General features: G+C 59.3%; 16 protein-coding genes. 5 read left to right on the forward strand and 11 right to left on the reverse strand.

Annotated features, from left to right (window positions below; translation table 11 throughout):
* The first annotated feature begins 187 nt into the window (after window positions 1-187).
* Window positions 188-1,579 (forward strand): APC family permease, encoded by a 1,392-nt coding sequence (locus tag BWI76_RS10720; RefSeq protein WP_004131269.1) that lies wholly within the window; start codon window positions 188-190, stop codon window positions 1,577-1,579.
* Window positions 1,580-1,701: 122 nt separating this feature from the next.
* Here BWI76_RS10720 and BWI76_RS28060 read toward each other — a convergent pair whose 3' ends face one another.
* Window positions 1,702-1,824 (reverse strand): small membrane protein, encoded by a 123-nt coding sequence (locus tag BWI76_RS28060; protein WP_004131271.1) that lies wholly within the window; start codon window positions 1,822-1,824, stop codon window positions 1,702-1,704.
* A 271-nt stretch (window positions 1,825-2,095) separates the two neighbouring features.
* Here BWI76_RS28060 and BWI76_RS10725 point away from each other — a divergent pair, with 271 nt between their 5' ends.
* Both BWI76_RS10725 and agp read left to right on the forward strand, forming a co-directional pair.
* On the forward strand, window positions 2,096-2,320 hold the full coding sequence (locus tag BWI76_RS10725) for a hypothetical protein (RefSeq protein ID WP_004871321.1): 225 nt from the start codon (window positions 2,096-2,098) through the stop codon (window positions 2,318-2,320).
* 139 nt (window positions 2,321-2,459) lie between these two features.
* Window positions 2,460-3,707, forward strand: coding sequence for a bifunctional glucose-1-phosphatase/inositol phosphatase (gene agp / locus BWI76_RS10730; protein WP_049085162.1), 1,248 nt, complete (start codon window positions 2,460-2,462; stop codon window positions 3,705-3,707).
* 147 nt (window positions 3,708-3,854) lie between these two features.
* Here the strand turns inward: agp and BWI76_RS10735 are convergent, their stop codons facing one another.
* Window positions 3,855-4,082 carry a YccJ family protein gene (locus tag BWI76_RS10735; RefSeq protein ID WP_004131277.1) on the reverse strand — a complete coding sequence of 76 codons (228 nt, stop codon included), beginning with the start codon at window positions 4,080-4,082 and terminating at the stop codon, window positions 3,855-3,857.
* 19 nt (window positions 4,083-4,101) lie between these two features.
* Window positions 4,102-4,698 (reverse strand): NAD(P)H:quinone oxidoreductase, encoded by a 597-nt coding sequence (gene wrbA / locus BWI76_RS10740; RefSeq protein ID WP_004131278.1) that lies wholly within the window; start codon window positions 4,696-4,698, stop codon window positions 4,102-4,104.
* Between the two features lie 374 nt (window positions 4,699-5,072).
* Here wrbA and BWI76_RS10745 point away from each other — a divergent pair, with 374 nt between their 5' ends.
* On the forward strand, window positions 5,073-5,246 hold the full coding sequence (locus BWI76_RS10745; protein WP_004131287.1) for a general stress protein: 174 nt from the start codon (window positions 5,073-5,075) through the stop codon (window positions 5,244-5,246).
* Between the two features lie 258 nt (window positions 5,247-5,504).
* Here BWI76_RS10745 and rutG read toward each other — a convergent pair whose 3' ends face one another.
* Genes rutG through rutA form a run of 7 tightly spaced genes read right to left on the reverse strand, consistent with a single transcriptional unit; the run spans window position 5,505 to window position 10,926 of the window.
* Window positions 5,505-6,827 carry a pyrimidine utilization transport protein G gene (gene rutG / locus BWI76_RS10750; RefSeq protein ID WP_064371676.1) on the reverse strand — a complete coding sequence of 441 codons (1,323 nt, stop codon included), beginning with the start codon at window positions 6,825-6,827 and terminating at the stop codon, window positions 5,505-5,507.
* Between the two features lie 21 nt (window positions 6,828-6,848).
* On the reverse strand, window positions 6,849-7,343 hold the full coding sequence (gene rutF / locus BWI76_RS10755; protein ID WP_024359582.1) for an NADH-dependent FMN reductase RutF: 495 nt from the start codon (window positions 7,341-7,343) through the stop codon (window positions 6,849-6,851).
* A 9-nt stretch (window positions 7,344-7,352) separates the two neighbouring features.
* Entirely contained in the window at window positions 7,353-7,943 is a 591-nt protein-coding gene (locus BWI76_RS10760; protein WP_024359581.1) for a malonic semialdehyde reductase, read from the reverse strand.
* The gene (gene rutD, locus BWI76_RS10765; RefSeq protein ID WP_064371677.1) at window positions 7,940-8,743 is read right to left on the reverse strand and encodes a pyrimidine utilization protein D; all 804 of its coding nucleotides are present in this window, start codon (window positions 8,741-8,743) and stop codon (window positions 7,940-7,942) included. Before rutD ends, BWI76_RS10760 begins: the two co-directional genes overlap by 4 nt.
* The gene (gene rutC, locus BWI76_RS10770) at window positions 8,740-9,132 is read right to left on the reverse strand and encodes a pyrimidine utilization protein C (protein ID WP_004871301.1); all 393 of its coding nucleotides are present in this window, start codon (window positions 9,130-9,132) and stop codon (window positions 8,740-8,742) included. Before rutC ends, rutD begins: the two co-directional genes overlap by 4 nt.
* Window positions 9,125-9,835, reverse strand: a complete 711-nt coding sequence (gene rutB, locus BWI76_RS10775; protein WP_004871297.1) for a pyrimidine utilization protein B — start codon at window positions 9,833-9,835, stop codon at window positions 9,125-9,127. The genes rutC and rutB overlap by 8 nt, the downstream gene beginning before the upstream one ends.
* Window positions 9,835-10,926 carry a pyrimidine utilization protein A gene (rutA, locus tag BWI76_RS10780; RefSeq protein WP_004131300.1) on the reverse strand — a complete coding sequence of 364 codons (1,092 nt, stop codon included), beginning with the start codon at window positions 10,924-10,926 and terminating at the stop codon, window positions 9,835-9,837. The genes rutB and rutA overlap by 1 nt, the downstream gene beginning before the upstream one ends.
* A 286-nt stretch (window positions 10,927-11,212) precedes the next feature.
* Here rutA and rutR point away from each other — a divergent pair, with 286 nt between their 5' ends.
* Entirely contained in the window at window positions 11,213-11,851 is a 639-nt protein-coding gene (gene rutR, locus BWI76_RS10785; RefSeq protein ID WP_004871292.1) for an HTH-type transcriptional regulator RutR, read from the forward strand.
* Here the strand turns inward: rutR and BWI76_RS10790 are convergent.
* The gene (locus BWI76_RS10790) at window positions 11,848-12,243 is read right to left on the reverse strand and encodes a lysozyme inhibitor LprI family protein (protein ID WP_004871288.1); all 396 of its coding nucleotides are present in this window, start codon (window positions 12,241-12,243) and stop codon (window positions 11,848-11,850) included. The two genes, rutR and BWI76_RS10790, sit on opposite strands and share 4 nt — an antisense overlap.
* Window positions 12,244-12,397 lie beyond the last annotated feature (154 nt).

The following is a 12,397-nucleotide window of genomic DNA, read 5'->3' on the forward strand; positions in this document are numbered from 1 at the left end:
AGGTAGGAAATGATGCAGATGTTTAAATATCCGCAGGGAGAAGGGGGCCGTCATGGCCGCATGGAGTGCGCCGCCACCGCTCGTCGGTTCTTTTTACCTTTTGATTTGCCATTAACCCCGTTGCGAAGCAGGTTGGTTTCCCGGTCTCTACGACCGCAAACCCGGATGTGCAGCGGGGGAAATGGCCATGGCTATTAACACCTCTCTCGATAACGCCTCTGAAGCGGGCAAACCGCGGCTGCGCAAGTCTCTCAAGCTCTGGCAGGTGGTGATGATGGGCCTCGCCTATCTGACCCCGATGACGGTTTTTGATACTTTCGGCATCGTTTCCGGCATCAGCAACGGCCACGTTCCGGCCTCCTATCTGCTGGCGCTGGCCGGCGTGCTGTTTACCGCCATTAGCTACGGTAAGCTGGTACGCCAGTTTCCGCAGGCGGGATCGGCGTATACCTACGCGCAGAAGTCGATCAGCCCGCACGTCGGGTTTATGGTGGGCTGGTCTTCGCTGCTGGATTATCTGTTCCTGCCGATGATCAACGTTCTGCTGGCCAAGATTTATCTTTCCGCGCTGTTTCCGGACGTGCCGCCCTGGGTATGGGTGGTGACGTTTGTGGCCATTCTGACCGCGGCGAACCTGAAAAGCGTCAATCTGGTGGCGAACTTCAATACCCTGTTCGTGCTGGTGCAGATCTCAATCATGGTGGTCTTTATCGTGCTGGTGGTGCAAGGGCTGCATAAAGGGGAGGGCGTCGGTACCGTCTGGTCGCTCCAGCCGTTTATTAGCCAGAACGCGCACCTGATCCCGATTATTACCGGGGCGACGATAGTCTGCTTTTCGTTCCTCGGCTTTGATGCGGTGACGACCCTCTCCGAAGAGACGCCGGACGCCGCGCGGGTGATCCCGAAAGCTATCTTCCTGACCGCGGTCTACGGCGGGGTGATTTTTATTGCCGCCTCGTTCTTTATGCAGCTCTTTTTCCCCGACATTAGCCGTTTTAAAGACCCGGATGCGGCGCTGCCGGAGATCGCCCTCTACGTCGGCGGCAAGCTGTTCCAGTCGATTTTCCTGTGCACCACCTTTGTGAATACCCTGGCGTCAGGCCTGGCCTCACACGCCAGCGTTTCGCGCCTGCTGTACGTCATGGGCCGCGATAACGTTTTCCCGGAGCGCATTTTCGGCTATGTCCATCCAAAATGGCGGACTCCGGCGCTGAACGTGATCATGGTGGGCATCGTCGCGCTGTCGGCGCTGTTCTTCGACCTGGTCACCGCCACGGCGTTGATTAACTTTGGCGCGCTGGTGGCGTTCACCTTCGTTAACCTGTCGGTGTTTAATCACTTCTGGCGGCGGAAGGGCTTTAACAAAACCTGGAAAGATCGCTTTCACTATCTGCTGCTGCCGATGGTCGGCGCGCTGACGGTGGGCGTTCTGTGGATTAACCTGGAGGCGACCTCGCTGACGCTCGGTCTGATATGGGCGGGCCTGGGTTTGCTGTATCTGACTTATCTGACCCGCCGCTTTCGTAAGCCGCCGCCGCAGTTTGACGGGGCCAAAGCGGAACAGGCCTGGGAATCGTAACGATTTTTTAGCTCAGACATAAAGGCAGGCCGGCGAGCCTGCCTTCTTTTTGTCATTCTCGTTTGAAATCAGGCGGTCGGGGAGAAATAGCAGGGGCAGAAGGTAAGAATAGTGAGGATGAATTATTTCTTTTTCTTATGAGTTGGCAGCTGTGCGGAGCGCCGATCCTTGACATAGGAGACCAGGCTGTAGATGGCTACTCCCAGCAAAACCACCGCGACGATAAAGAGCAGGATACCTGACATAGATTAACCTAATGTTATGTTTAACATGAAGAAAAAATACCGTGATATCGGGATAATAGCATCGGGATATTTCTTAAAGATGACCCGATGAATAAGACGAGAATAGACTGCCAGCAGTGCACTGAAATTATTATTTACATGAATAAATGTGAAGAGTAAAGCGCGATGATGGTGAAAAAATGAACGAGTAACACTCGTTTAAGCGAATTTACAGACGAGAGCGCGACGGGCTGCTACCCTTGGCCCGCTAAATAAGGGGTGAGAGTCACAAATGTTTAATAAGCAAATCATCGCTGTTGTTGGGCCGCTGCTGGTTCTGACGTCGTTCAATAGCCTGGCCGATCCCGGGAACCCGTCAATTCGCGAACGTATTGTCGATCAGGTTTTAAAACCCTGCGAAGGTAAAAAAGCCGGCGATAAAGTGCTGATCGTCGACCATCGCGGCGGCAAGCATGAAGCTATCTGCACCCTCGCGGCGGTGCCGCTGCCGGAGTAACGCCATCCCTCTGATTTCACTCTTCCTGCGTCACGGCGGAAAGCGTATTTCTTTCCGCACTTTGCGAGCCATTGCCCGGAAAAATGTCATAAATTTGTCACAATTAAGGCGATGATAATCACTGACTGAGGGTTAAGGGATGAGAAAAAGTCTACTCGCCGCCGCCGTGGCCGGCGTTGTCTTACTGTCCGCTGGCGTCCAGGCGCAGGAACAGGCCGCACCGGAAGGGTATCAGCTTCAGCAGGTGCTGATCATGAGCCGCCATAACCTGCGCGCGCCGCTGGCGAACAACGGCAGCGTGTTGGAGCAATCCACGCCGAAGTCCTGGCCGGAGTGGGATGTTCCCGGCGGCCAGCTGACGACCAAGGGCGGGGTGCTGGAAGTCTATATGGGGCACTATATGCGTGAATGGCTGGCGCAGCAGGGGCTGGTGACCAGCGGCGAATGCCCGCCGGAGAACGCGGTCTACGCCTATGCCAATAGCCTGCAGCGCACCGTCGCGACCGCGCAGTTCTTTATTACCGGCGCGTTTCCCGGCTGCGGGGTGACGGTGCACCATCAGGAAAAAATGGGCACCATGGACCCAACGTTTAATCCGGTGATCGTCGACGATTCCGCCGCCTTCAGCGAAAAGGCGGTGCAGGCGATGGAGAAAGAGCGGCAGGGGATGCAACTGGGCGAAAGCTATAAGCTGCTGGAGGCGATAATCGACTACCGCAATTCTCCGTCCTGTAAAGAGAAGCAGCAGTGCTCGCTGAGCGAAGGGAAGGATACCTTTAGCGCCAAATATCAGCAGGAGCCTGGCGTTTCCGGGCCGCTTAAGGTCGGTAACTCGCTGGTTGACGCCTTTACGCTGCAGTATTACGAGGGATTCCCGAAAGACCAGGTCGCCTGGGGCGAAATCAAAACCGATAAGCAGTGGCAGGTGCTGTCGAAGTTGAAAAACGGCTATCAGGATAGCCTGTTTACTTCCCCTGAAGTGGCGCGCAACGTGGCTAAGCCGCTGGTGAAATATATTGACAACGCGCTGGTGGGCGATGCGGCGAAGGCGGCGAAAGTGACGCTGCTGGTGGGACACGACTCCAATATCGCTTCGCTGCTGACGGCGCTGGATTTTAAACCCTATCAGCTGCATAACCAATATGAGCGCACGCCTATCGGCGGCAAGCTGGTGTTCCAGCGCTGGCATGATAACGGCGGCAATCGTGATTTGATGAAGATTGAGTACGTCTATCAAAGCACCGAGCAGCTGCGCAATGCCGATGCGTTAACCCTGCAGTCGCCGCCGCAGCGGGTGACGCTGGCGCTGAACGGCTGTCCGGTCGATGATAACGGCTTCTGCCCGATGGACACCTTCAAAAAAGTGATGGCCGAGGCGACAAAATAACAGAGCATAAAAAACCCGGAGCAATCCGGGTTTTCGGTTATGGCGGGCGCAGGCGCTCCGCTGATGTAGCCCGAGCAAGTCGCTCTGCGCCGCCCCCGGGAAGCTCATGCAAGAACTCCCGGAGGCGGTATTGCGTACCTGTCCGGGCTACACGTTTTTGCGTTCGATAGTTTGTTCGCCCCAGAACAGGGAGTCTTTATCCGTTTTGGCGAAGGCGAGGGGCAGGACTTCATCGCTGCCTTCCTCCCAGATTTTCTCCGCCAGCTTTTCATCGTAATGGGCTAATTCAAAAATCGCCTCGGCAATTTCAGGAGACGTATTGCGCAGACTTGCCCATTCACCGACGCGGTGGGCCTTTGCTTCTTGATTCGGCATGCTTTCCTCCTGCTGAAGATTAACCGTGTAGTTTTACTGCCAGGCCCGCAACGTGCTCTCCCTGATAGCGGGCAATCGCCAGCTCCTCTTCGCTCGGCTGACGCGAGCCGTCGCCGCCGGCAATGGTGGTGGCGCCGTAAGGCGTACCGCCGCGAACCTGCGAGACATCAAATAGCTCCTGGGCGCCGTAGCCGATCGGCACAATAATCATCCCGTGGTGGGCAAGGGTGGTCCAGGTTGAGGTAATGGTTTGTTCCTGGCCGCCGCCGGTGCCGGTCGAGCTAAACACGCTGGCCAGCTTGCCGTACAGCGCCCCGGATGCCCACAGACCGCCGGTCTGATCGAGGAAGGTGCGCATCTGTCCGGACATATTGCCGAAACGGGTAGGGGTACCAAAGATGATGGCGTCGTACTCCGCCAGCTCCTGCGGCGTGGCGACGGGCGCGTTTTGCGTTTTCCCGCCTGCTTTGGCAAAAACCTCTGCCTGCATGGTTTCCGGCACGCGCTTCACGACCACTTCAACGCCATCCACCTTGTTTGCCCCTTCGGCGACGGCATGCGCCATGGTCTCGATGTGTCCGTACATAGAATAATAAAGCACCAGAATCTTAGCCATTTGCATCACTCCTCGGTTGCGTTATGAGCCAGCCAGTCGACTGGCTATCTTTAAAGATAAGACCTGTGGCGAAGAGTGCAAATGCAACAATCATTTATTTGATTTATAACAAAATTGCAAAAAATGAGGGCTGTTGCAAAAAGATACATCTTTAGTGGCGCCATTTTAGGCTGTCATAAGAGCCGCTTAGCGCGCGTCCGGCGTAATAGCGGCAGTTCTTATACAAAATCTATTTCAGGATGTGACGATATCCATCCGGCACGGCTTTCCTTCGCTAACCTTAAAAGCACGTGATACGCAACCCGTATCGCGGAGGCTAAAGCCTCGTGTTTCACCTAATGCAGCATGATGTCTAACCTAAATGGAGGTCAGTAATGGCAAACCATCGTGGCGGCGCCGGCAACTTTGCCGAAGACCGTGAAAGAGCATCAGAAGCAGGTCGTAAAGGTGGCCAGCACAGCGGGGGGAACTTTAAAAACGATCCTCAACGCGCATCCGAAGCGGGTAAGAAAGGGGGTAAAAACAGTCATGGTAGCCGCGAAAGCTAGCGTCCCCTGATTGTTTGCTGATGGGGGTTAATCTCCCGGGCCCGACCCCATCGCCCTCGCCGCCGACGTTACGTCGGCGGTTTTTTTTGTCTCTTTGCCGCGGCCGTTGAGCGGGAGGAACTCCCGGCTCGCGGCGTAAACGCCTTAACCGGGCTACGGGTTTACCGTTGCCTGCGGACCGGTAGCCCGGACAAGGCGCGTAAAGCGCCGCCTCCGGGAAGCAACGCGCAACGCAGCTTCCGTTAACGGCGCCCGCTTTCATACTGGGGTGACGTTGGTTTGCCCGGCTTCACGCGGACGGCGGTTAAGCAGAGCGTGCAGCAGAATTGCGCCGAAGGTGGCCGTACCGATCCCGCCGAGGGTGAAGCCGCCGAGAGAAAGCGCGAAATCGCCCGCCCCCAGCACCAGCGTCACCGCCACCATAATCAGATTCGCGTTCTGGCTCAAATCCACGCGGTTCTGCACCCAAATCCGCGCGCCCGCGACGGCAATCAGGCCGAACACCACAATCGATGCGCCGCCGATCACCGGTCCCGGAATGGTATGGATCAGCGCGCCGAATTTCGGTGAAAATCCAAGCAGCATCGCAATCAGCGCCGCCGCGACGAACACCAGCGTTGAGTACACTTTGGTGACCGCCATCACGCCGATATTCTCCGCGTAGGTGGTCACCCCGCTGCCGCCGACCGAGCCGGAGAGCATCGTGGCCAGCCCGTCGCCGACGAACGCCCGCCCCATGTACGGGTCCATATTGCGTCCGGTCATCCCGGCCACCGCCTTCAGGTGACCGAGGTTTTCCGCCACCAGAATCACCGCCACGGGGGCGATCAGCATCATTGCCTGGCTGTTAAAGGTCGGGGCGGTTATCTGCGGCAAGCCAAACCACGCCGCCTGCGCAAGCAGGCTAAAATCCAGCGGTTTGCCCAGCCCGAGGCCGTTGGCCAGCAGCGCGTACAGCGCGCAGGCAATAATCAGCCCGACGAGGATCAGCAGCCGCTGCAGCATTCCGCGGGTAAACACCGCCACCAGACCGATGCACAGCACCGTCAGCACCGCCATCCAGCCGTCGAACGGCGTCGCTGACACGCTGCGCACCGCGATTGGCGCGAGGTTAAGGCCGATCGCCATGACCACCGCGCCGGTAACTACCGGCGGCATCAGCCGCTCGATCCAGCGGGTGCCGATTTTCATCACCACCAGGCCAATCAGGGTATAAACCAGTCCGCAGAGAATAATCCCGCCCAGCGCGACGCTGAGGTGCGGGTTAAGCCCCTGGCCGTTGAAGCCGGTGACGGCGATCACCACGCCGACGAAGGCGGCGCTGGAGCCCAGGTAGCTCGGCACGCGCCCGCCGGTAACCAAAAAGAACAGCAGGGTGCCGACGCCGGACATCAGGATCGACAGATTGGGATCCAGCCCCATCAGGATTGGCATCAGAACGGTCGCGCCAAACATCGCCACCGCGTGCTGAACGCCCATCACCACGGTTTGCCCGACCGACAGCCGTTCATCGGGGGCCACGACGCCGGAGGCGGCGGAGGGGGAGGTTAACTGCCAGCGAGGAAAATCGAAGAGAGCCATGATGAGATCCTGGGTTTAAGGTTAACAGGCTGGACGCATCAGCGTGTGGTAGCCGCGGTCGAACCACATCAGTCCGCGCGGTTCCGGATGGCGTACAATCGCCGCCACTTCGCAAAACAGAATATCGTGAGTCCCGACGCTGACGATCTGGCTGATACGGCAGTCGAAGCTGACCAGCGCCGCTTCCAGACGCGGGCAGCCGGTCGCGCCGGTTTGCCAGTCGGCGGCGGCGAAGCGCTCCGCCATCGGCGTTTTACCGCCGAAAACGTTCGAGAGTTCTTCCTGGCCGGCCGCCAGGGTGTTGACGCACAGCGCCTGGTGCTGGCTGAAGATCGGCCACACCGAGGCGGAGCGATTCAGGCAGACCAGCAGCGTGGGCGGCGCGTCGGTGACGCTGCAGACGGCGCTGGCGGTAAAGCCGGCGCGGCCTGCCGGACCATCGGTGGTGATAATGTTCACCGCCGCCCCGACGTGGGCCATGGCGTCGCGAAAGCTTTGTTTATCGGCAATAGACATACGGGCTCCTTATGCCAGCTGGCAGGCATCATCAAAAGGCAGACGCGGCAGGCGGCCGTACAGCTTGCCGGGATCGCCGTAGCCGATATTGATCAGCAGGTTGCTTTTCCAGCCGCCGTCGGCAAAAAACGCCGCATCGACCATTTCGCGGTCAAAGCCCGACATCGGGCCGGTGTCCAGGCCCAGCGCGCGGCAGGCGAAAATCAGGTATGCCGCCTGCAGTGAGCTATTGCGAAAAGCGGTCTCCTCCGCCATCTGCGGGCTGGAGGTAAACCAGCTGCGGGCGTCGCCATGGGGGAACAGCTCCGGCAGCCGATCGTAAAATGCGCGGTCCCAGGCGACGATAGCGGTGGCCGGCGCCTGCATGGTTTTCTCGACATTGCCGCTCGACAGAGCCGGGCGCAGCTTCGTTTTGCCTTCCGCCGTGCGCACGAAGACGATGCGCGCCGGGGAGCAGTTGGCGGAGGTCGGCCCCATTTTCAGCAAGTCGTAGATTTCACGCAGCTGCTCGTCGCTGACCGGCTTATCCAGCCAGCCGTTGTGGGTTCGGGCCTCGGTAAACAGCGCGGCGCAGGCGGCCGGGCTAATGGCTTCGCTCATAGGTTCTCCTGGGGGACGGGCAGCATCGCGGCAAGCCCGTCGCATAAAATAGGGTTAAAGGCGGCGGTATCGGTGACGTTGCAGGCGTGGCCGCCCCAGGCCATTTCCGCCAGCTGGCTGCCGGGGATTGCCGCCTGCAGCACCCGGGAGCAGGAGGCCGGGACCAGCAGATCGTCAGCGGCGCTGATGATCAGCGTCGGACAGGTTATCGCTGCCGCCCGGCGTGAAAAGTCGGCCTGCTTGAGGGCGTTCAGCCTTTTCAATAGATTCTCTTTGCCCTGGAAATGACTGATGGCGAGCGCGTCTTCGGCCTCCAGCCGCGGCAGGCGCGAGGCCATCCACTCCGCCGGGTAGAGGAACAGCGGCTGCGCCTCCACCCATGCCTGCGCGCCGCCCGCGTGCAGCAGGCGTTCGCGCACCAAGAAGCAGCGGCGGGTATGCGGGGAGAGCGTCAGCCAGCCGTTTACCAGCACCAGGGCGCTTACCGCTGCGGGATAGTCCAGGGCCAGCTGTAGGCCAATCAGCGCGCCCAGGGCGTGGCCGACCAGCGCAAAACGCTCAATCCCCGCCGCCTGCAGCGCCGCGTAAAGCTCCTGCGCCATGGCGGCCATGCTGTAGCCTGTCGGCAGCGGGCTGCCGTTTTCGCCGGTGCCGTTATGGTCATAGCTCACCAGCTGATAGTGCGGTTCGAGCGCCGCCCGCTGCGGTAGCCAGTAGCCGCCCGCGCCGCCGAGCCCGGCGCTCAGAACCACCGCCGGCGCGCCCGAATAAGGCGCCGGGGAGATGTTCAGCTTCATCATGCCGGTTTCCCGATATGCGCGACGGTGGCGATCTCCACCAGCGCATCGGGCTTCACCAGCCCGCACTGTATGCAGAAACGCGCCGGTTTGTCGCCGGGGAAGAACTCCGCGTAGACCTCATTAATCGCGGCGTAGTTTTTCCAGTCGGTGATAAAAATGCTGTTGAAGGTCACATCCTCCATACTGCCCCCCGCCGTCTCGATAACGCTCTTGATGGTTTCCAGCACGTGGCGGGTTTGCGCCTTTGGGTCGCCGATATACACCACGTTGTTTTGCTTATCGAACGGCAGGGTGCCGGAGACGTAAACCACGCCATCGGCCAGCGTACCGGGGACAAACGGCGCGATAGGCGTGGTGGTGCCTGGCGGAATAATCACCTGTTTAGGCATAACGTTTCTCCTCGGTAAAGGCGCGCGGCGCGGCGGGCTCAAGGGCGGTACAGAAGCTGGCGACATCGCTGACCCAGCCAAAGAAGGTTTCAATATTGAACAGCGCCGCCTGCTGGGCAAACGCCGGACCGGCCTGATGGGTGGCGTCCTCCAGTACGATGCCGAAATATTCGAGGAAGAAGCCGTCGCGCAGGGTTGATTCCACGCAGACGTTGGTGGCGATACCGGTAAACACCAGATGGCGGATGCCGCGGCTGCGCAGGATGCTGTCGAGCGCGGTGTTAAAGAAGCCGCTGTAACGCGGTTTTGGCAACACGATATCGCCGGGCAGCGGTTTCAGCTGATCGACCAGCTGGTAGTCCCAGCCGCCTTTCGCCAGCAGCTTGCCCTGCAGCTCCGGGTTCTTACGCATGGTTTTCAGCGCGTTGGATTTATGAAAATTCGGCGAGCCGGGGCCGCCTGCTTCTACGTACTGGTCGTCCCAGCCGTTCTGGAACCAGATAATCAGCATCCCGGCGGCGCGTGCGGCGGCCACGGCGAGGTTGATATTGTCGATAACCGGTCGGGTGGCGGAAACGTCAAATCCGGCGAGGTCGAGATAGCCGCCCTGGCTGGCGTAGGCGTTCTGCATATCGACGACGATCAGCGCGCTCTGCTGCGGCGCGAAGGTCAGGGATTCCGGGCGAGCGGGTAGGGTAATCATCAGGCAACCTCTTGAGTCATGGTGGCGATATGGTCGCGGCAGCGCATCAGCGGCTGAATACGCTGACCAAAGGCTTCGATTCCGATCAGGAAATCATCAAACGTCAGCAGCACGCCGTCGGTGCCGGGAACCGCCGCCACTTCGTCGAGCATGCGGGCGACGCTGGCGTAAGAGCCGACAAGGGTACCCATATTGATGTTGACAGCCGAGGTGGGGTCGGCCATCTGGCGCACGTTGGTATCGCTGCCGGAGCGGGTGTCTTTCTGGCTCTGTTCGGTAAGCCACGCCAGCGCCTCGTCATCGGCGCCGGCTTTATAATGTTCCCATTTGGCGCGGGCCGCCTCGTCGGTCTCGTCGGCGATCACCATAAACAGGACGTAGGAGCCGACGTCGCGGCCGGTTTTTTCCGCCGCCTGCATCATGCGCGCGGCGGTGGGAGCGAAGGCGGCAGGGGTATTGACCCCTTTGCCGAAGCAGAAGTTGTAGTCCGCGTGCTGGGCGGAGAACGCCATACCGGCGTCGCTTTGCCCGGCGCAGATCACTTTCATCGGCTGCGACGGCTGCGGGCTGACGCGACAGTCGTTCATGGTGAAGTAGTCGCCTTTAAAGTCGCTGCGTCCGGTTCCCCACAGGTCGCGCAGCACCTGGACATATTCGGTGAGATAGTCGTAGCGGCTGGCGAAGTAGTCGTCGCCCGGCCACATGCCCATCTGCTCGTATTCCGGTTTTTGCCAACCGGTCACCAGATTGACGCCAAAGCGGCCGCCGGAAATGGAGTCGATGGTCGAGGCCATGCGGGCGACGATCGCCGGGGGCAGCGTCAGCGTAGCGGCGGTGGCGTAGATCTGAATGCGCGAAGTGACGGCCGCCAGTCCGGCCATCAGGGTGAAGGACTCCAGATTATGATCCCAGAATTCGGTCTTGCCGCCGAAGCCGCGCAGTTTAATCATCGACAGCGCGAAATCGAAGCCGTAGTGTTCGGCTTTTTGCACGATGGCCTTATTCAGCTCAAACGTTGGCATGTACTGGGGAGCATGGGTGGAAATCAGCCAGCCGTTATTACCAATCGGAACGAAGACACCAATTTTCATACCTACCTCTCTGCATGTCGTTGAACAAGAAGGCGCGCGGCGCTGCATCCTGCATCTCCCTCAATCACCTCGCCTGAAAGATAAAGCAAAGGCGATGCCAGTTTTACAAAGGTTAATGTTATTAGGGTGTTACTGGATGTTTGCCGAAAATAGCAGCAATAAAAGTGGACTGAATGGTCAAAATCGGTGCACGAAAAAACCGCAGTCGTGCGCAATCAGGGTGCAGAGAGTCGTGTCGGCGCTGGGCTTTTGCTATGCTGATGGCGTGAAAAGAAGGAGATGATGAATGGCACAGGGCAGCGTGAAAAAGATCGGCAAACGTTCACTGGCGGTGAGCGCGAAAAAAGAGGCGATCCTGGCCGCCGCGCTGGACGCGTTCTCGCAGTTTGGTATCCACGGTACGCGGCTTGAGCAGGTCGCCGAGCTGGCCGGGGTATCAAAAACGAACCTGCTCTACTACTACCCGTCGAAAGAGGCGCTGTATATTGCCGTGCTGCAGCAGATTCTGGCTATCTGGCTGGCGCCGCTGAAGGCCTTTCGCGAAGATATCAGCCCGCTGGTGGCTATCGGCGAATATATTCGCCTCAAGCTGGAGGTGTCCCGCGATCACCCGCAGGCGTCAAGGCTGTTCTGCCTGGAGATGCTGCAGGGCGCGCCGCTGCTGATGGGTGAACTGACCGGCGATCTGAAAGCGCTGGTGGATGAAAAGTCGGCGATTATTTCCGGCTGGGTCGAGAGCGGCAGGCTGGCGCCGGTTGACCCGCAGCACCTGATCTTTATGATCTGGGCGACCACACAGCATTACGCCGATTTCGCCACTCAGGTTGAGGCGGTAACCGGCGCGACGCTGCGCGATGAGGCGTTTTTTCAGCAAACCGTCGATAACGTCCAGCGGATGATTATTGAAGGGATCCGCGTGCGTTAATTGGCGGGCGGCAGCGGGCAGCTCTGATCGCCATCCTCGCACTGCAGCAGCGAGGCGAGGAACGACTCGCGCTCGACGGTTTTATCGGACATGCACTGGTTGATCAGCATCGGCTGTACGCTGCCGCCCTCAGCGCCGGAGGCGAGGAACTGACAGTCGGCGTCGCGCAGGGCAATCCACGACAGCTGCGCTTTTTTCAGCAATTCCTGCTGCTTGCCGGAGGCGCGCTTCAGCGCTTCCTGATACGTTTCATTTAATTTTTTGTCGTCAGCCTGGTACTGCTCGGCGGTGCACTGGTTCATTTCCGTTTGATTGCTGGCGTTGCTGCATTCGTCCGCCAGCACATGGGTGCTTGCCAGCAGCGCGGCAAAAGCGAGTAAAGTGCGTTTCATTGGTCAACTCCCATAAAAAAAGCTCCCGTCCGGGAGCCTTAATTAACCACAGCCTGCGCCTGGTGTCATTAGCTGACGTTGTGCCGTCCGTTTTCCCGGGGGCGGCGCAGAGCGCCTTGCCCGGGCTACGGGTACGCGCGGCCTGCGTTGGGGT

Origin of the sequence: Klebsiella sp. M5al, assembly GCF_002090195.1 — a bacterium.
GTDB classification, from domain to species: Bacteria; Pseudomonadota; Gammaproteobacteria; order Enterobacterales; family Enterobacteriaceae; genus Klebsiella; species Klebsiella grimontii.